Source organism: Paenibacillus sp. Negev47 (genome assembly GCF_058313655.1).
On sequence record NZ_CM177754.1, the window covers coordinates 1,144,577 to 1,163,042 of the forward strand.

Sequence of the window (18,466 nt, forward strand, 5' to 3'; positions counted from 1 at the left end):
ATACGCATTAGATTTGACACAACCCAATTACCAAGAATTATTGTTTTAGCAGTTATTATAGGTTTACTAATTTACTCGATTCCCAATGTAACTACACACAAGTTATTCGCAAATGGATTTACCGGAATACTTGAAACGACATTGAATCAGTTAATGAATATTACACCGCCTGACTTCTCAAATACAGCCCCTTAGAGGGCTTTTTTATTTTGTTTATGATGTAAAAACTTAGGGTATTATGTCGAAACGTGTTACAATAGAAAGAATCAAAACGTAAGGAGTTGGTTCTTTTAGTGAGGTTTAAACCAAACAATCATCGTAAAAAGCAACGGGTTAAAGAAGGTTACACTAATGGAAAGACATTAGCTCTTGTTAAGAAATATGATGAGCTGAGAAATGGACTTTTGAAGTGCAATTGCAGCAGATGTCAAAAAAATATTCGTTTAAGTCAAACTGAAGTCGGATCATATTGTGGTGAATGCATGAGACAGGGGATTTACTCTAAATATGTGCTGGCTGATTATAAAATAGATCGTACCAAACAAAGATATAAAAATGCATAATATCAGACAGCCTAGACAGCCCTCACACGGCTGTTTTTTGTTTGCTTACTTTTTAAAACTACTCAACTCCTAAAACTCCAGCATGGACAATCCTATCCCTTCACAATCGTGTCACCCGGTGACACTGTGGTTCCGAATTACGGAAGTGCAAAATCCACTCAAAAAAGTGTCATCAAGTGACACCTCTAAATTTTAATGATACCATGTTATTTTAGTGTAATTGTGATACCATACTATATGTATGGAAGGAGCTAATGTACATGAAGAGAGATAGATCAGATATTGAGCATTTAATTAATACACAACTTGAAGAAATAAGCGCCTCTAAGAAACTCAAATATCAATTCAAGTATCAACTCATTGAGCTTAATGTTCCTGTAGAAGTAATTGACTCACTCCTGAAAAAAGAAGAGTACGTTGTACAATACATCACACAAATTGACGCTTCAATATTGTACGGTGTATGCCAAGCTTTATTTAGTGTGACAGGTAATGAGCAATTAGATCCAAATCAACTTTTCGGTAAACGTGAGATTAGAGATGCTCAGGATAACCTTAATTCAATAGTCCAGAAAAGAATGGAATTACCTATTTCATTTTCAGACACTACCATGCTTAAATTTGACAGCTACATAACCAAGATTGCGATTGCAGATTTAGTAAAAATGTCTGAAAGTCAATTGATTGTTTACGATTACGAAACTCAACGTGGTGCTAAATATACAGTTAACCAGTCTGGAGGAGTCGTCAAAACACCAATTGTTAATAAGACAAGTGTTAAGAGGATTGCAACTAAAATGGCTGATAATCACTACTTTGAGGATATGATTACCTTAAACGTATATTCTACAGAAGTTGATCCTGTGACGTTCTACGAGGACTCTAGAATACTAACTATTAACGATGGGGCAGTTATATCTATACTTGATGGATTCCACCGCTTACAGGGTGCTATATCAGCATTACAAATGAATCCTAATTTAGATTTAGACATGATACTCTCCATTAGGTCATATGACCATGAGACAGCTCAGAAGTATTTTGGACAGATCAATACAATTAACGTGTTGAAGAAAGAAAGAAGAGATGAGTTGTCACAGGAAAAAATGTCTGACAAGGTAGTTGCCATTCTCCAGCGGAAGTCAGAGATAGGGAAACGGATTGCTTCATCAACAACTGTTAATGAATTAGCTGGAGAGTTGACCACCTTTGATATCATGAGTTACTCAATTGATCGCATTTATCATTTTGACAGACAGTTAGACGTTATTAAAACTTCAAATTATCTCAATGATTTCTTTACTTATTTGGTTGGTAGTTATCCAGATGAGTTCTCAATTGACGCTAATAAGCGTAAAACTCCAATTATGAGCCATCCATTAATGTTTATAGGATACATTGTACTTTCAAAGTTCATGAAAGATCATGATATAGGCTTAGACCAGATAGAGAAGTATATCGAAAGTATTATTTTTGACTATAAAGAACTTGAACTGCTTCTCAATGCTAAGAAAACACTAGCAGGAAACAAACGTATCCGTAATCAAATAATTAATCACTTTGAATCTACGCTCAGAGGGGAATAACAGTGAAAAAGATATACGATGATAATCTTTACAATGAGTCACAGAAAGAGCGATTTCTGCAAAGACAGAATGCGAATACAAAAGAAGCATACTCTAGGGTGCTTCGTAGAGCATCTGTTATTGAAAAACGGTTAGAAATGGATTTATATGATTTTAATCTAAATGAAATCAAACAAGTATTACTCCTGTTAGAATCCACTAAACTTGCTACTGTTAAAACTACAGGAAGCATTATACAGAACTATATTCGATGGGCGATAGAACAAGATTTGCGTAAGGACAATATAAATCCACTTGACGCTGTTTATGGAAATGACTTTTACATCCAGTTTGTAGATGATAGCAGAGCAGTACTGTTCAGTGAAGAAGACATTGGGAATGTTGTAGATGGATGTTTAAATTTTCAGGATAAGCTAATTGTACAGTCACTATTTGAGGGAATAATGGGTAAGGCAAACAGTGAATTGCTTAATATGAAGATGGAACACATAACTGGATCAGAGGATGAATTTAAAATAACGCTTTATGATGATACTCGTAAAGGCCGAGAAAGCAGAGAGATATTTATATCAAATTTTCTGTACAACATTCTAAGAATAGCTAACACAGAAGAGAAATACATCAAAAATAATGGTGTTCTCAAAGCACATATCAAAAGCGATTCCAATGAGTTAATTGATAACGACTATATAATCAGATCTGCTGTTAATTCTAGTATTAAGCAAGGGATAGATGAACCAGCATCTAAATATCTTGTTCAGTCTAGATTGTCTAAAATTGCAGAATGGCACAGCTTACCTTTATTGACGGTTACTAACCTTAGAAATAGTGGAATGCTAAAAATGGCAAGAGACTTGTATATCAAGCGTGGAAAACTGGAGAGAGAAGAATACTATACGATCTGTGAGCATTATAACGTAGGTAAGCAGCCAGATGGTTCGTACGCCTATTCAAGATATAAAGTTGGCTTTCTGAATATGGAGAATTTAGGTTTAATATACGGTATAGGATAGTCTATTGGGGTTGACATTGCGTCAACCTTTTTGCGTTGCCAAGTATTTCTCGGTTTCGAGAAAAAGTATGTGAATTTTTCCTAGACTTTTAGACCTTATGAATTGGATTATCGTTATACCGAATGTCGACATTCGATTTGAGTCCTAACCAATTTGGTTAACACTAAAAGGTGGTGTCTAATTTAACCATCCTTACAAACATATGCTTCTCGTCAAATTGACGATCACCTATTTGTCATAGTATTTCGGGATTGCTCGAATAAGTCTATATGTATCAACCACTTTACATTCCACCTATATGACCAAATTGGCAAGTTTAACTGTGTACTCAGTGTACACGTACCTGATCCTCAAATTTGAAGGGCAGCTTCCACGAAAATTTAGGGGAACCGTGTAGTAAATTTCTTCAAAATGTGCAGACATCCACATCCACATCCACTCAAACAATAGTGGAAGACAAAAGCACCCCAACCAAATGGAGTGCTTGTACATTACTTATATAGTTCAAGGATCTTCTCTGAATAATATATGATTTGTTCAGTGTATTTCTTTGTCTGCTGGAGGTTTGCTATATGTTTTTTTGAACCTTTAACCATTGTACTACGTTCAATTTCTAATTTAGCAATCAAATGTTTAAGTTTCTTGATTTGCTTTTGGAAATACGCCACTTTTTCTGCTACAGTACTCTCCTTTTTAGCAGCAGCTTCTACTTTAGGCTGAAGGGAAGGAACTGTAATTACAGTAGAAACCACAGAGAAGCAAATTAAGGCGCTGAAAATTTTAGTTAGGTTATTTCTTCTCACAAGCTACACCATCCCCGTCTCTATCCAATGCTTTACGATATCCTGGCTCACCTTTGTATAGAGGTGCTTTGCCAGCCTTTCTAACAGCAGTACAGTTCTTGTAATACACTTTTTTTGCTTCAGCTTTAGGTGCAGCTATCATTGATACGTTTGCAACCAAAATTGCGACTAACACAGTAAAAACTAATTTCTTTTTCATTATGGGACTACTCCTTCAATGTTTATGTAAGTTGCAAAGTTAGTTTACCAAAATTATATGTGTAGTACTACATATTTCCTAGTAAACAAATAAAAAAGACCCTTATTCAGAGTCCTTCAATGCTTTCCTTCTGATTTCATTTATCATTTTTTCCTGTGCTTCTAGTTGTTCTGGTGTCATGCTTGCAAATAAGTCATTTAACATTAACTGACTTAGAGAAGGATTCTTTTCACCCTCAAACTCTTCTCCATTAACCAGCCAGTCTAAGGAAACATCAAAAAATTTAGCTACTACAACCATTAAATCAACATTTGGTCTGTGCTTGTTATTCTCAAGATTGCTAATTGTGCCAGAGGTAACAGGCTTATGATCTATAATCTTATCTTTACTATAGACTGGAATGGCTAGTTGGTTAGCTAGTTGTTCCATGGTTAAACCTTTACGTGTGACTCTAAGATAATTGATACGTTCCCCGAGGCTCTCCATAATTGCATACTCCGATCTACGTCCTAATTTTTAATTGTAACGGTTATATTCAAAGTTAGAACTATTATACCAGATAACTAATATAGTTATAATCAGAGGTTTAGATTTATAATTAATTTAATTTCACTAAATTAGCTAAGTGATACTTAAAAAACGTTGACCATTTGTTTATTATGTGGTTTAATTACTTCATCAGCTAAGTGGATACTAAATAACAATGAGTTGATGAGCGAAAACATACCGGAACTTCGGAACTTCGCTTTTAAATATCTAAAAGCGAGTCACACCAGCAACAATGTACTGTAACTTACATTCATAAGAATAGTATCTTAGTAAAAATGTATTTCATGTAACACCTGTAAAATATGCTTACGGAAAATTATCCGAAAGCAAACTCATCAGTAGGAGCGATACAGATGTATAAACACGGCAAACTGATCAATCGACAATTATGTATACGTACTCGTAACGGTACGTGGGTAGCACTGAAATCTGTTGCAACTTTAGGTTAGCAAATTCCCAACATGTTGCGAAAGGAGTTATCACAATGATAATGTACTATTTTGATCAAAAGCGGGATTGGACACTGAATGAGATATATGTGGCTTGCGAAGTTCCTAAAAAGGCATTGAATATTATTCATGGAATTGAAGCACTTCTCACAACTCAAGAATTGCGTCAACAGTTTATGGCAAGGGTTCCGATTTATCCAACATCTATTCAAGTGTTTAGCCTTTTGTGTCAGTTCAGACGTGAACAGCTTGAATTGAATCCCATGAGCGATGAGGATTTCAAAGATATGTTCTTACTCAATCCTGTAAAGGCGCTCACACAATACTTTAAAGAACAGGTTTCGCCTGTATGCGTTGAACGTATGAGGACGTATGGTGTAACCATTGAGCATCTAATCGAGCAACGAAAGCTGAACAGACACATTCATGTAGTCAGGGCAATCGGAAATGTATCTCACATTTGATTCATACATAAACAATGTACTGTAACTATGGTTAAATAATTCTTATAACAACTTTATATGAACATAATATTCTCTGTGAAATCCTAGTTTTATTTCATTTGATGGACAGAAGAGAATGGAGGTTAACAGAACAGATGAACGTAAAAGAATTGTACAAGGCTGATTACGACAACTTACCACCAGATGAAAAGGCAGCTTGGACGTATGAGGAATACCAGCAGACCCGTGCAGCAGTCGACAAATACTTTATCTCATACGGCCTAGATATTGCCATGATCATAGAAATGACAGAGAGAGCAAAAGAGTTTAATATTAAGAATCAAACGATAATCGATATTATTGTTGCAAAACTCTTACCTCCATACAGCCTAGAGCTAGATAATCTTCAAATGATGATTTCCATTTTGTTTGATAAAGTATTGCGACCTCTACCGCCAGAGTTTTCAATCGAAACGAAGAAGAGGAGGATTGGTTATATTGGACACTATTAAAACTAGATTCGTAAGTGTGCGCGCAGCATACACAGAGAGTAGAACGAAATCCAATGCACAGTAATGAGACACTGTTCGAAACGATAATGAGTTTGAGGACTACGGAAATTCCGTATCAGTCACCCAGTAGTAAACATAGAGCCAAACCTATTGAGCCAAAGAAACAACGTCTAAATAAGCCTATAACAATTGATTCACGATACAGCTATCTAGTTGCTGAAGGATCAAGGTTAGATATAACAATTAAACGTAGGATAGAAATACGTGAGGAGTTAACATTGATTAGGCAACAGAAAAGAATGATGATGGAAATTGAATACTACATGTGAGGATGGCGCAAAGTTGCGCTGTCCTTTTTTGTGTTGTAAACAAGTACCCCTCTGAGGGTAACTGAGAAAGGTGGTATGTTGATCCTACATCCTCCAGTTGGACGTTGTGTCCAATTTCAACACGAGTGTCCATATTGAACATGCGTTGTACGCCATGTACAACCGTTTAACGCTACGTGAAACCATATCGAGCTGAATTGTGACGGTCATAGTGGACTTCACCATTATAATAAACTAGATGATCACTGTTATAGTGTGGGTCGAAACCACATCATTAATCTGAGAACGGAAAGTTCCGCATTCTAACTTCAAGGTTAAAAAGGACTTGAGTACATCATGTACCTGAGTCACCTTCAATCTGAAGGAGGGTTAATTTCACCGTCAAGTTCAACGAACGGAAAATTTTGGTTGGTCAAACTGAATTCTTTCATTCAGATATAGTAAAGAGGACAGCCCTCTTGTGGACTCTCCTCAATTCGAGTGCTTATTCTTAAACTCTAAATCCAATTTGTTTGTTTGGCTCCATAATTTGATCTTCTGTTTGAAATTGCTGTTCGTAATTCCATTGCTGAATTCTGAAAAAAGCGCTCTTCACACTAGAAACAAGAAGGCTGTTTGCCATTTCGTTAAATTCTTCAAATGTTCTTTTAGTCTCCAGCCGATCAATCCAGCCTATTTCTTTATTAATGTATACCTCACCGTTAACGTTAACCAGCAAATCAAAAAGAGTTACATATGCTGTGTTTTCTCCTTTGAAGTAGAATGACACCCTTCCAGTAAAGCGTGACTTGAAGGTTGGGTCTGTTAATACCTCAGTCATGCTCTCCATATGTTCATCTTTATTGAAATGTGTAATTGCCACTTCATCATGAACAACAAGATAAAATTTTGTATCAGAAGTTTCAAAACCAAACTGTTTAGGCGAGTCAATAAAAATTCCCGTCTTGGGATCTACTTCCTCATGACCGATTAACATTTTCAAGCATGATTTCAGATGATGAAAAGCGAAATTTGCTTTTTTATAAACATCGGCCTTAAGCTGATCTAGCAGTTGTTTTTGCTCAAAAATTGGTATAAGAGACATGATGGCACTTCCTTTATAGTGTGTTGTTATAAGCATTGTAAAGGTATATTATACCATAAAAATCAACACAAAATAATAGCCCTCTAAGGAGCTGTATTTGAGAAATCTGGTTTTATATATCCAAACGTGGTCATCAAGTATCTCCATGTTGATTAAACAAGATTATTCTTAGTGGTATAATATTCCTATCATACATAAGGAGTGATGTAGATGAACGAAGCAACAATGTCTAGTTTGATTGACATGATTTATGATATGAGGACGAAAGAGAAGAAGGTTGAGGACGCTCTAGGAGTGGATTGGAGTGTGTATGATAAATATATTGAAGACCTCGAAGAGATCATCTTAGATGCGGTAGGAATGCCTAAGGATAATACAGTTGAAATGATTAAACTGCATGGCGAGGACGCAGCACACGAGCACAAAGATATGTTTTGTAGGGACACTCCTTCTGAATGGTTTTATGCATATGGTAATGGAGAATTAAGTAAGGAACAGTTAATCTACAATGTTAAGAATTGGCGTGAATTGTTTGGCATGAAGAGTGAGTGGATTGATTTATAATAAAAGGAGTCGATTGATATGGTTAAGATTACTTTCTTAGATGGAACCGATATTACAATTAACAAAGAAACTGTGATATATGGTTATACAAATTTTTCCGATGATCCAGAAAAGGAATTCTACTTAAAAGAATTTTACACCAATTCTATTAATGGAAATGAAGGTAAGAAAACTTCCCGATTGACAACATATGATGAGAAAATTGGTATTATGGGATTCATACTTTCAGTTGATTGTTTTTTAATTGGTGAAGACACGAAGAACAGCATACTTTATCGTTCTACAGCAGTAAAATCGGTAGAAAATTTGGACTTCTATTTTGATTAATATAAAGCATCCTTCGGGGTGCTTTTGTTGTTTACAGAACATATATAACAGCCAAATGAAAAACTCCGCTGAAGGATATCCTCCAACGGGTAAAAATTGATAATTAAATGAATCTGGTGTTCTTGATAAGGAGGCTTACTCCACTAGGCAGTGTTTCAACTGTACCAAGTTCCTCAAAATCAATATTGTAGTGTAAAAGTAAGTCGCGAGTATTAGAGTTGATATAACTAAAGTAGTCATAGTCTGGGAAATTGGGATCTTCATAGGAATTGGTTGCATAGTGGAGTATTACACGCTCTTTTGTGTATGGTATTGCATTCTGAGCACGTGTGACTTGTTCATTCTGAAGAGGTTCCATGATTTGTCTTTGCAATATTCCAGAATCCCTTAGTGAGTCATGACCAATAACATAGTACATTTTATAATACACCTCCTTCTAACACAGTTATTTCGACATAAAGAGAGGTGAACCCTTCCTGCATGTCGAATTATACTTGTTAAAACAATAGCTAGGAGTGAACAAGATGAGTGATAAATTATCTAGCATCATTGAAAAGATGGGAGTAGAAAAGGTTAACATCGAAAAATTAAAAAATGAACAAATTGGTGCCCTTAAACAATTGTATAGCAGTGTAAGAAGTTGGTTTGAAAACAACGAAAGTAAGAGCGTTAAAATTACTGAGGAAGAGACGTTTGATATTACAACAGGATATACTGAACTTGAAATTCAATTTACTGAAGTTCATCGAGTGACTATTCGACCTCATGTCAGTTATCCCGAAGGCAAGTTCTTTGTTCATGTGAATTACTATAAAGAATACACAGGACTGTCTGATCTTACAACTTCCCCAGCGAACACAACTAAGCTGATCTATTCTTCAGGAGAATGGGAAATACAACCGAGTGTTAGTTTTGGGCAACAGAATAATAAGTTTACTGAAGATTCTTTCATGGAGGATCTTGAACGGAAAATGTTTAGGAATTAAGCATCCTTATGGGTGCTTTTTTTATGTTGACAGTGTAGATTGAGTAGTAGTCGAACTGACCACCACTGAGCAGATTCTTCCTTGAAACAAAGGTATAATTATAAATGGCATTGTATAATCATGGCAATACTTTAAATGGAGGATAGATATGATGACTGATGAGGAGTTTGAACAAAAAGCAATTAAGCAGGCAGAAAAGATAATCCTATTTAGTATGGGGTTAAAAGAAGAGTCAGATAGAGGAAGTGTACTAATGTCTGCTGCTTTTTTGGATGAGTACTTGAGTAGTTTATTGAAAGCTAACTTTATTGATGATGAAAAAACATTTACCGATCTTTGCAATGGTACAGGTGGACTTGCTACTTTTTCAGCTAAAATTGAACTGTGTTACTTATTAGGTTTAATTTCACTTGAGACTCGAAGAGATTTAAATATTATAAGAAGAATACGAAATGAATTTGCACACTCAATGGAGACTATTTCATTTGAAACAGAGAGTGTAGCAAATAGATGTAGAAGCTTAAATGGAAATTACTTTCGAGATATTCCTGCTACTGCAAGAAACTATTTTTCATCAGCTTCCTTTGGAATTGCTCGTCTTCTTTCAAGAAAACAGTATTCGTCAAAAAAACCTGAAGTACTAAACGATTATAGTAATGGTAATCGATACAATCGATAGAAACACTAAAGGATTGCACTCATTATTCAAAAAATACTTCCCTTCCAATTTTATTGTTGTTACCAATTCCACGACTCGACTGTATTTATGATGATGAAAATGTGTATCGTAAATCAGTCATGCCGTTGAGAAAAATTATTCCACTTTGTAATCTCTTTAGATGGCGTACTGATGATATAATAATGCAGTCTACATAACTGAGTGAGAACCGTAACCGATACGGATATAAACAAGGGGATACGAGAATGAAGAAGAAGATTGTAACACTAGTAATGGCAAGTATGTTATTTGCAGGGGCTGTAAGCGCTGCTAGTGTATGGGGGACTTACAAGGGAAATCAGATTATTAGAATTACTTCTAATGGAGTGGCATTGAAAACTCCAGATGTACCCGCAATAATTTACAATGGTCGAACTATGATTCCGATCAATATGTTGGGACAACTTGGAGTAGGGTACTCTTGGGATGCTAAAAATCAAACGGTTGATGTTAAAACAGCTTCGACTGGCACCACAAGAACGAGTTTAGACGCAGTTAAAAGCAACATACGATATGCAGATTACTTCCATTCACTGGAGACATTTGGAGATATGATGGTCGGTTTATCATCTAGGTATTCCACAGCTTATAATTTTGCGAGTATAAACAGCCATCAAACGGCTAATGTCCTTTCTGATATTAATAAAACATTGAATGAATTGATAGAAACTTACAATCAATTAAATAGTTTTTCCACTGGATATATCAGTGATCCAAATGTTAAATCTATACTAGATGGTTATTACTCTGCGATTGAACAGTACAAAAAGACAGCAGACGCGTTAACAATATACAGTGTTACTAAAAGTAGTACTTCTTTTAAAGAATATACCAACAGTAGCAATAAAGCGTTCAGTTTATCAAGTGACGCTCGATATTTAGCGAGCATAACCTACACCGCTTATATAAACGCAGCTTTGAATTCTAAATAGTCTCACTTACAAGTATCAACAGCATCCTTCAGGGTGCTTTTTTATTATTTAGACAATATGAATAGCCAACATTGAAATTTCAAGGGTTGAATCAGTAGTAGTGAAACTGACCACCGCTTAACACAGTTACATTCAGAAAACATAGGTAGAGAGACACTTGTTGTTGTATAATTGTGGTAGCAAAGTTAAATGTACTGTGAGAGGCAAGTGTAGTATGTACAAATACGTCATTATTATAAATTGCGACAATATTCTTAGTGAAATAATACTTTTACATAGAAGGGAAAGAGGGCTATGGATTCTGCTTGGATAGCAGTTTTTGGTACACTTGGTGGCTCTGCGTTAGCTACAGTGGGAACGGTGGTATCCACAAAACTTAAGGAACGTAGCGACAATAAGATAAGGAATTGGAACCTTGAAGACATAGAATTGAAAAGCCTCCAAGTCAAGAAGGAGGAGGAGTTTAGAGTATATAATGAAGTCCTTAAAGCTGATGGTGAGCACATTATTACTTCAATAAATGATCATGGTTTAGGAGAATTAAATGGCGAAAACTATAAACAACATGTAAGGCCAATTTTATATCGAAACCTTCACATACTCCCTTCAAATTTGAGAAGTAAAACTAGAAAATTAGACTCACTGTTGGTTCCTGAAGAGTCTTATAACTACAACACTTTGCAAGAATGGCAAGATGAACAGTATGGAGCATATCAGAATATTATAAGCACCATAGAAGCAAGATATAGTGAATGAACAAAGTTATCATCAACACATTCTTTTAATAGAATTAGTACCAATATTCTTGAGAGATAATGGATTTTTTGCGATATTTTTTTAATTCTACTATTGGAAGGATGGAATAAAGATGAAAATCATATATACGGCAAGTGAACTTATGGAGCGCGGACTTTGGCATAAATACTGTTCTATCACAGATTACGATCATTATTTAGTGCTTAATGGTCTTTCCCCCGGCGATGAAGAAATCACCTTATCAGAGGAATTATTAGATTCACTTGGTCTTTACGTTTCCACCACAAAATCCGAATAGTTAACTTAATTGCAATAATTTTATGGGCGGGGTCGAGAAATGCCAATCTCCAAAAGAAAACCTTGATTTATTTGAAACAGAAAGCAGTATTTATTTCCGCAAAGGGGAAGTATTTCACGTAAATCATTATGTCCCGCCCTATCGACTAAGACTCAGACTAAAAATTAATGCGTTGTTGTGAAAATATTAATCGAGGTTCAGCAGATTGTTGGCAGTTTAGATAAATTAATCATTATTTTCGATGATCGAATAATTAGATGTACAGGATTTTTTTAGATATATCAGTTGATATGAGTCTTTCATAAGGAGTGGAAAATAATGTTGACCGAAAAAGCAAAAGGTCTCATACATATCATTGATGAATTGGTAAATACGAAAGCAGACATTCTTGTAAATGGCGAAGTTACTTACAACCTTTCTAAACAATTGGCATATGAAGATGTCTTGATCTTGCAATCAATTATGTACATTGGGCAACAAGAGCAAAAGCCAGATCCCCAAGATTTCAGTAATTATTATGCCTATGAAGAAGAATTAAAGAGGTATAGACCTGAAAGGTTGCTGGAAGACTACATGAAAAACCTAGGGGCTCATTATGAGGCGCCGTCAGTAAGGCTTTATAGTATGTTGTCAAAAAGACCGGTTAGAGAATATCTTCAAAAAGGTCTCAATATTTTAGGGATTCGACATGAAATAAAGCAGATAACATAAATTTAGCATTTTCATTAGGTAAACAGAAAGGGTAGATATAAATGTTTAATGGAGAATATCCTGAAATAGTTAGTATGTACTGTAGATCTTGTGGAATTGTATTCAACGAAGAATATAGCCCCACTGGATTTAAATGCTCTAATTGCGATAAAGATTTAGCGCTTCATGTAATGGCTGATGATGGATTGAAAGAGGGTCATATGGCTTTTGTTGTTCCATCACATGAAATTATGGACTACAGGGGTAAAACTGTTCTTTTTAATGGATCAATCAATCATCAGATAATTAATGTTAACAGTATTCAAGGTGAAAAGGTGAGGGTTGCAGTTAAAAATCATACAACAATAAACTGCGATAAAGACTCATTTTGGATTGTTATTCATGGAGGTTGGCACAAAGATTGGCCTGAGAACTTATAAATTTCTTTAAAGGAGTTATTTTAAATGGAAAATAACAACCAGGATGCACTTAAATTATTGATGGAAGAGGAAAGGATAAAATTTCAACAAGAAGAGAAGGAAGTCAAACCAATTCTTGATGAACTAAGCGGGATTTACATGGCGAAAATTACCTATAATCACATAACTGAGACGGACTATTGGTTTGATATATACCTTCCTGACTTTTTTACACCAATTCCTTTACGAGTTGATAAAAAGACTGGCGATCTGTATGAGGATGGTGATCAATTATATTGCAGATTAGAATGTTTTGGTGGAAAGTGAGTTTCATTCTTTTGAAGGAAGGTTGGATGGTAGATCGCTTAACAGACAGGAATGATAACGTTGTGGAAAATTTGTACCTTGAACTCTTATGTAAATGTCAATACATTTTGGCTACCCCACGACTAAATAACAGAAGTATGCTTGCTTAATATCGATATAGTTTTACTTAATAAGGAAGCAAGTTATCACCTGAAGACAATCTTAAAAAAGTTCATTAAGAATTACATGAAAACAATCAAATAAAAGCTTACTTGCTCAAGTAGAGGGGAGAAGTATGGATTTTAATCAGTGGTATAATCAAAACAGTACTCTGGTAAGCTTTATTAATATTGCAGCCACAGTCTTGTTAACTGCACTTAATGTATGGTTTGCAAGAAAATCGCAAAAGTATAGTGCGGAGACTGTGAGACATAACGAGGAAATAAGACTTGAGAATAATACACCTAACATAATAGGGTTTATAGATTTAAATAATGCAGGACTGTGTTTTTTCAACCTCTCTAATCATGGATCTCTCGCAGCCAAAAATATTAAAGTTGAATTGAATGGAGTGAACGGAAGTTTAGTTCCTGACCCTTTTATTAAAACACATATGTACAGAAATGTGATTTCTTTTTTAGCACCTAATCAATCCCTGAGAGCGGTTATGTCATATGACAACTTATTCTCTCGAGGAATTGATAATCTGCCTTCATATCAATTAATTTTGAATTATGAGGATATTGATAATAGACATTATACCAGAGAGTATGTTCTGGACTTAAATATGTATAACTATCAGTTTGAAGTAAGAAGAGACATGCATGATCTCAATAAGGAAATACAAAAAGTTGAGAAGCATTTAAAGAAAGTTGCTGACATAAAGACTGCTGAAATCAGGATGGAGCAAGCTCTTAAAATCAAATCTTCTGACCGAGTTCATCGTAGAATTAAAAGATTTAAATGAAAGGGGCTTTTTCTTTTAGAACATAAAGCGTTAAGGAGGCAGCATATGTGGGAATACTCGCCTATACCCGAAGAACACTCTTCTGAGTTTAAAAGTGAAGCAAGGTTTTATTATGTCGTTACATTCGATGTACCCTCAAAGGAATATGAAGGGGGGATCATGGTTCCCTCAGATGAAGAATTAACAGAAGACGAGATATTTAACAAATCACAAGTTTATCTTACCAAGCACTTTAAAGAGAAGTTTGGTAAATTTCAGGAACATGTTAATGTATCAATTTCTGAATTCTATGATGCAACTTTGTAGATTAAACTATGATAGATGTGTTTCACAAGGAAGGATGTGCGACCATGACAGATAAGATTAACCTCTACGTAGACGACCTCAGAGACTGTCCTGAAGGCTTTGTGGTCGCTCGTACATACTATGAAGCAATACATATCCTTGAGAGTAGAGAGGTGGCTATTCTTACATTAGACCATGATCTGGGTGAAGATGTAGATGGTGTAGAATTACCTAATGGATATGAATTGGTGAAGTACTTCTGCGAACATGGATTAAGGGCAGATAAGATATACATACACACCGATAACCCAGTTGGGAGACAGAACATGTATGAGACTCTGTTAGCAGCTCAACGAAGAGAGTTCATTAGTGAGGATATTGAGATATATCATTATCCTATAACGGTGAATAGGTATTCTGGTGATTGACGCAAGTTATCTTATAAAACTCTTTGGGAGTGATCGGAATGTTGATCATGGGATTGGCCGAAAATGGAGTAGATTCATTTAAGGCTGCTTTTCTCACAATGCAAAAGATCAAGATGCTAGAGGATGGAAAAGTACACAATTTAAAAGATGCTGTAATGTCGTTAAATCATGGAATAGAAATACTATTTAAGCTGTTTTTAAAGGATTACGATGAATATCTTATATTTACAGATCTCGATAAATATATGACGGCAAGAAAGATAATGTTATCAAAAGGACTATCTAATGTTTTCGAGGCAAACCCACTTCTCAAAACTATTACATTGAATGAGGGAATCAGAAGAGCCAAATACTTATGCGGCTATGATATATCAGAAGATTTTGAGACAGTTGTTCAGTATTTAAACAAAATAAGAAATCAATTTATGCATTACGAAATTAGTCTCACCAGTGAGGAAGTACAGGAACTTCTGTTAAAATTACAGATTGGTTATGAATTATCTTATGATTTTTTTGTTGAATACAATGAAGACCTCAGAGATATGTTTGAGGATGCAAGATATGAAATAACCATAGATGATTATTCCGACGAAATTGCTGAGATGCATCGTAGTTTGATTGAGGAAGATCTTGCTGAGCAGGCATACGATAGATACTTAGAAGAAAAGTATGGGATATAGATTTGTTAAAAGGCATGTTTTAGCAGAAGAGGTTAATATTCTACACTGATCATTTTAACTATTCTGTTATCAGCCGCTTTAGTAGTTATAAGTGGCGCTGTGTTTGCTTATTATTATGACGGATGGAGTGAATTAATTTGCTTCAAATCAGCTCGGGAAAATTTTTTTATGACAGTGATCTACATGTTACCAAGAGGACTATTGTACTTTATTCCAATTTAAAGCATAATTCAGCGATCGAAACTAAAGTGGGTAGACTAGAGCCTACTTTTATTGGGAGCGATGAACAAGTTGAAACGTATTTGTTTACATTTGAAAATAAAATGCCAAAGGGAGGCATTTTGGTTGCTACTGGTGAAGAGGAAATAATTGAACAATTTATTTACTATTGTAGTATTAAATTTAAATCCATTTTCTCAAGAGATCTGGACGTAATAAAAAAATATTGCAATAATTCACCGAAAGACGAGACTTTAAGCAATAGTCCTCTTTCACTTGTTTCTCATTTTTTTAACAAAAAAATTATACCACTGATACAACTGTTGAAGATTTTATAGTTTCAATTGAGAAATTAATTGGCTTGCCGCGTAAGGTCTATTTAGGTGTAATGGCATGTTACCGCAATACATATCATTCGTTGTTACATTTAAGTACAAATGTCGACCTTGCGTACTCACAACTTGTATATTGTTTAGAGTCATTGGCGCAAAACTTTGATGGCTTTGTTCCAACCTGGAATGACTATGATCAAAATATTAGGCCAAAGTTAGACGTTTTACTTTCTGCAATTGAAAACGAAGAGTTGTCTGAAGAAATTAGAACTATTTTGCTCAAATCGTCAAATTTAAAAAATCAGTCGCGGTTTATAAATTTTATTCTGCAAAATACCAATGATAGTTTCTTTCAAATTGAAGCTTTCGAATCGAAATTTGCTATAAAGAAGCTTGACTTAAGTGTCGCTCTAGGTAATACGTATGGTCAACGCTCCAGCTTTGTTCATGCCTTACAATCGATGAAAAAGGAAGCTAAAATGCCAACAGTGACAAATGGTGAGGTTTTTCTTGAAGAGGGGGCCCCATTCTTAACTTATAGGGGATTAATAAGATTAACTCTTCACGTTTTAACAAATGTTACTAACGCTCAACCATTCTTAGAAAAAGAGGATTATAATTGGCATGATGACTTACCAGGTGTGGTAAAAATGAACTTAGCTCCCCAGTATTGGCTAGGCAACACTACGAACTTTAAGCCTGAATATGCCACTAAAAAGCTAGAAGGATTCGTCATTGCTTTTACATCAATGCTACAAAACAAGGAAAAAGTTTTGAAGTTCGATTTGCGTCCACTACTGGAACTATATGAAAAGTTGCTTCCGAATTCGAAAGAATTTGACAAGCTAAACATGTATGCTCTTTATATATTCTACCATGAATTGGTTGCCGAGGAATTGAAGCTTCCCAATTACTTAGCAACGATTGACAAGTATAAGGATTTATTAGCTAAATGTTCTATTGAGGCAATGTTGCTAGAACTTTTCTTGGAGGATTTGAGTGGAAATTGGGACGCAAATACAAGAGAACTTACTTTTATGCAGTATAAAAAGCAGAGTTACAAAATCAAAAAATTATCGTTGCCGAATTCAATTGAAGTAACCATAATCCTTGCAATAGCAAATGAATTTCTGGAAGAAAATAATGAATATAAATTTAAAGAATTGATAAATGTTGCACTCAATCAACTTTCTGGATCGATAAAACTACAAGAAAAATTATCAGAATATTTAAACAAGGATTGTGAATTTATATCTTTGGATTTTATATTAATGCCAGAAAATAATGACACAGATTTAAACATCGTTAAACATCGAATATAATATTTAGCACAGAAGAAAGACAATTTTCAATAAAATGTAGATATCCATAAAAAGGGCACTCAGACGAATTAATCTGGATGCCTTTTTGTGACTCATTTTTTATTGGTTTTGAGGTACATCAAGAGAGTTTGAACTGAAATAGCAAACAGACAATTTAATCTGTAATCAATTCCTTGAACTTACGCTTTTAAAAGTACTCATTATGGAGAACTTTTTACAAAGAAGTTTTTCAGTGCTTCGTGCGATCTTTTATGATCTTCTGAATCACCTGAGAATTTGATGGTCATTTTGATTCCTCGTTTGTTTTTATCAATAGACAAGAGTTTAGAGCCGTCAGGATTCTCCTGGTAGTCGTAAATATCCCCTAAGAAAGAGACTTTTTCCATGTAAACTAAACCTCCTATGAATACTATTGTTATTTAATATATTCAAATTGCTTGGAGATTATACTAGTTATTTATAACTTTCAAATGGTATTGTGATTTAGTCATCCAGATATATAGTTATCAAAGTCCTTGATTTTAATCTTGAAAAAATCAAAATATTGCTTAAATAAGTCATCATTTTAAGTAATCCTGTTACTATACGATTGAACTTTTGGAAAAAGCCGAAATTCCTTGTCCTGCCTACGTATTTTGATATTCCAATCGTAAAATTACAAAATTTTCTAAATTGTTAAAATTGTTGCTACGACTAGCTTTATAGGG

The 18,466-nt window shown here is 34.8% G+C and carries 26 protein-coding genes and 1 pseudogene; 21 read left to right on the plus strand and 6 right to left on the minus strand.

The window, feature by feature from the left end:
• The first annotated feature begins 293 nt into the window (after window positions 1-293).
• From AC4G47_RS05275 to AC4G47_RS05285, 3 genes are all read left to right on the plus strand, one after another.
• Window positions 294-563, plus strand: coding sequence for a hypothetical protein (locus tag AC4G47_RS05275; RefSeq protein WP_491105113.1), 270 nt, complete (start codon window positions 294-296; stop codon window positions 561-563).
• A 260-nt stretch (window positions 564-823) separates the two neighbouring features.
• A complete protein-coding gene (locus tag AC4G47_RS05280) occupies window positions 824-2,149 on the plus strand; it encodes a DNA sulfur modification protein DndB (RefSeq protein WP_491105115.1) in 1,326 nt (441 codons plus the stop codon).
• 2 nt (window positions 2,150-2,151) lie between these two features.
• Window positions 2,152-3,162, plus strand: coding sequence for a phage lytic cycle repressor MrpR family protein (locus AC4G47_RS05285; protein ID WP_491105116.1), 1,011 nt, complete (start codon window positions 2,152-2,154; stop codon window positions 3,160-3,162).
• Between the two features lie 491 nt (window positions 3,163-3,653).
• Here AC4G47_RS05285 and AC4G47_RS05290 read toward each other — a convergent pair whose 3' ends face one another.
• From AC4G47_RS05290 to AC4G47_RS05300, 3 genes and pseudogenes are all read right to left on the minus strand, one after another.
• Window positions 3,654-3,965 (minus strand): hypothetical protein, encoded by a 312-nt coding sequence (locus tag AC4G47_RS05290; RefSeq protein ID WP_491105117.1) that lies wholly within the window; start codon window positions 3,963-3,965, stop codon window positions 3,654-3,656.
• Window positions 3,952-4,071: pseudogene (locus tag AC4G47_RS05295) on the minus strand (excalibur calcium-binding domain-containing protein); the annotation flags it as partial. The pseudogene AC4G47_RS05295 and the gene AC4G47_RS05290, both read right to left, overlap by 14 nt.
• Window positions 4,072-4,266: 195 nt before the next feature.
• Window positions 4,267-4,650 carry a helix-turn-helix domain-containing protein gene (locus tag AC4G47_RS05300; protein WP_491105119.1) on the minus strand — a complete coding sequence of 128 codons (384 nt, stop codon included), beginning with the start codon at window positions 4,648-4,650 and terminating at the stop codon, window positions 4,267-4,269.
• 553 nt (window positions 4,651-5,203) lie between these two features.
• Here AC4G47_RS05300 and AC4G47_RS05305 point away from each other — a divergent pair.
• Window positions 5,204-5,626 (plus strand): hypothetical protein, encoded by a 423-nt coding sequence (locus AC4G47_RS05305; RefSeq protein WP_491105120.1) that lies wholly within the window; start codon window positions 5,204-5,206, stop codon window positions 5,624-5,626.
• A gap of 134 nt (window positions 5,627-5,760) precedes the next feature.
• Window positions 5,761-6,117, plus strand: a complete 357-nt coding sequence (locus tag AC4G47_RS05310) for a hypothetical protein (protein ID WP_491105121.1) — start codon at window positions 5,761-5,763, stop codon at window positions 6,115-6,117.
• An 819-nt stretch (window positions 6,118-6,936) separates the two neighbouring features.
• Here the strand turns inward: AC4G47_RS05310 and AC4G47_RS05315 are convergent.
• Window positions 6,937-7,530, minus strand: a complete 594-nt coding sequence (locus AC4G47_RS05315; protein WP_491105122.1) for a hypothetical protein — start codon at window positions 7,528-7,530, stop codon at window positions 6,937-6,939.
• A gap of 210 nt (window positions 7,531-7,740) precedes the next feature.
• On the opposite strand from AC4G47_RS05315, the gene AC4G47_RS05320 reads away from it, so the two are divergent.
• Both AC4G47_RS05320 and AC4G47_RS05325 read left to right on the plus strand, forming a co-directional pair.
• A complete protein-coding gene (locus AC4G47_RS05320; protein WP_491105123.1) occupies window positions 7,741-8,094 on the plus strand; it encodes a hypothetical protein in 354 nt (117 codons plus the stop codon).
• An 18-nt stretch (window positions 8,095-8,112) separates the two neighbouring features.
• Window positions 8,113-8,421: a hypothetical protein gene (locus tag AC4G47_RS05325; protein WP_491105124.1), complete on the plus strand. Its 309-nt coding sequence runs from the start codon at window positions 8,113-8,115 to the stop codon at window positions 8,419-8,421.
• Between the two features lie 103 nt (window positions 8,422-8,524).
• Here AC4G47_RS05325 and AC4G47_RS05330 read toward each other — a convergent pair whose 3' ends face one another.
• Window positions 8,525-8,839 carry a hypothetical protein gene (locus AC4G47_RS05330; protein WP_491105125.1) on the minus strand — a complete coding sequence of 105 codons (315 nt, stop codon included), beginning with the start codon at window positions 8,837-8,839 and terminating at the stop codon, window positions 8,525-8,527.
• Between the two features lie 106 nt (window positions 8,840-8,945).
• Here AC4G47_RS05330 and AC4G47_RS05335 point away from each other — a divergent pair, with 106 nt between their 5' ends.
• From AC4G47_RS05335 to AC4G47_RS05400, 14 genes are all read left to right on the plus strand, one after another.
• Window positions 8,946-9,407, plus strand: coding sequence for a hypothetical protein (locus AC4G47_RS05335; RefSeq protein ID WP_491105126.1), 462 nt, complete (start codon window positions 8,946-8,948; stop codon window positions 9,405-9,407).
• A 148-nt stretch (window positions 9,408-9,555) separates the two neighbouring features.
• Window positions 9,556-10,086 (plus strand): MltR family transcriptional regulator, encoded by a 531-nt coding sequence (locus AC4G47_RS05340; RefSeq protein WP_491105127.1) that lies wholly within the window; start codon window positions 9,556-9,558, stop codon window positions 10,084-10,086.
• A 245-nt stretch (window positions 10,087-10,331) separates the two neighbouring features.
• The gene (locus tag AC4G47_RS05345) at window positions 10,332-11,057 is read left to right on the plus strand and encodes a stalk domain-containing protein (protein ID WP_491105129.1); all 726 of its coding nucleotides are present in this window, start codon (window positions 10,332-10,334) and stop codon (window positions 11,055-11,057) included.
• Between the two features lie 294 nt (window positions 11,058-11,351).
• A complete protein-coding gene (locus AC4G47_RS05350) occupies window positions 11,352-11,813 on the plus strand; it encodes a hypothetical protein (RefSeq protein WP_491105131.1) in 462 nt (153 codons plus the stop codon).
• Window positions 11,814-11,925: 112 nt separating this feature from the next.
• Window positions 11,926-12,111 carry a hypothetical protein gene (locus tag AC4G47_RS05355; RefSeq protein ID WP_491105133.1) on the plus strand — a complete coding sequence of 62 codons (186 nt, stop codon included), beginning with the start codon at window positions 11,926-11,928 and terminating at the stop codon, window positions 12,109-12,111.
• A 318-nt stretch (window positions 12,112-12,429) separates the two neighbouring features.
• Window positions 12,430-12,822 carry a hypothetical protein gene (locus AC4G47_RS05360; RefSeq protein WP_491105134.1) on the plus strand — a complete coding sequence of 131 codons (393 nt, stop codon included), beginning with the start codon at window positions 12,430-12,432 and terminating at the stop codon, window positions 12,820-12,822.
• Window positions 12,823-12,863: 41 nt separating this feature from the next.
• The gene (locus AC4G47_RS05365) at window positions 12,864-13,241 is read left to right on the plus strand and encodes a hypothetical protein (protein WP_491105136.1); all 378 of its coding nucleotides are present in this window, start codon (window positions 12,864-12,866) and stop codon (window positions 13,239-13,241) included.
• Window positions 13,242-13,265: 24 nt separating this feature from the next.
• Window positions 13,266-13,547, plus strand: coding sequence for a hypothetical protein (locus tag AC4G47_RS05370; protein ID WP_491105137.1), 282 nt, complete (start codon window positions 13,266-13,268; stop codon window positions 13,545-13,547).
• 274 nt (window positions 13,548-13,821) lie between these two features.
• On the plus strand, window positions 13,822-14,493 hold the full coding sequence (locus tag AC4G47_RS05375) for a DUF8453 domain-containing protein (RefSeq protein WP_491105138.1): 672 nt from the start codon (window positions 13,822-13,824) through the stop codon (window positions 14,491-14,493).
• Between the two features lie 45 nt (window positions 14,494-14,538).
• Complete coding sequence (locus tag AC4G47_RS05380; protein ID WP_491105140.1) at window positions 14,539-14,799, plus strand: hypothetical protein; 261 nt, start codon at window positions 14,539-14,541, stop codon at window positions 14,797-14,799.
• Between the two features lie 44 nt (window positions 14,800-14,843).
• The gene (locus AC4G47_RS05385; RefSeq protein ID WP_491105141.1) at window positions 14,844-15,206 is read left to right on the plus strand and encodes a cyclic-phosphate processing receiver domain-containing protein; all 363 of its coding nucleotides are present in this window, start codon (window positions 14,844-14,846) and stop codon (window positions 15,204-15,206) included.
• Between the two features lie 38 nt (window positions 15,207-15,244).
• Entirely contained in the window at window positions 15,245-15,886 is a 642-nt protein-coding gene (locus AC4G47_RS05390; protein ID WP_433752305.1) for a hypothetical protein, read from the plus strand.
• Between the two features lie 137 nt (window positions 15,887-16,023).
• Entirely contained in the window at window positions 16,024-16,443 is a 420-nt protein-coding gene (locus tag AC4G47_RS05395) for a hypothetical protein (RefSeq protein WP_491105143.1), read from the plus strand.
• Window positions 16,444-16,586: 143 nt separating this feature from the next.
• Window positions 16,587-17,759: a hypothetical protein gene (locus AC4G47_RS05400; RefSeq protein ID WP_491105145.1), complete on the plus strand. Its 1,173-nt coding sequence runs from the start codon at window positions 16,587-16,589 to the stop codon at window positions 17,757-17,759.
• Between the two features lie 200 nt (window positions 17,760-17,959).
• On the opposite strand, the gene AC4G47_RS05405 is transcribed toward AC4G47_RS05400, so the two are convergent.
• Entirely contained in the window at window positions 17,960-18,145 is a 186-nt protein-coding gene (locus AC4G47_RS05405; protein ID WP_491105146.1) for a hypothetical protein, read from the minus strand.
• Window positions 18,146-18,466: the final 321 nt, after the last annotated feature.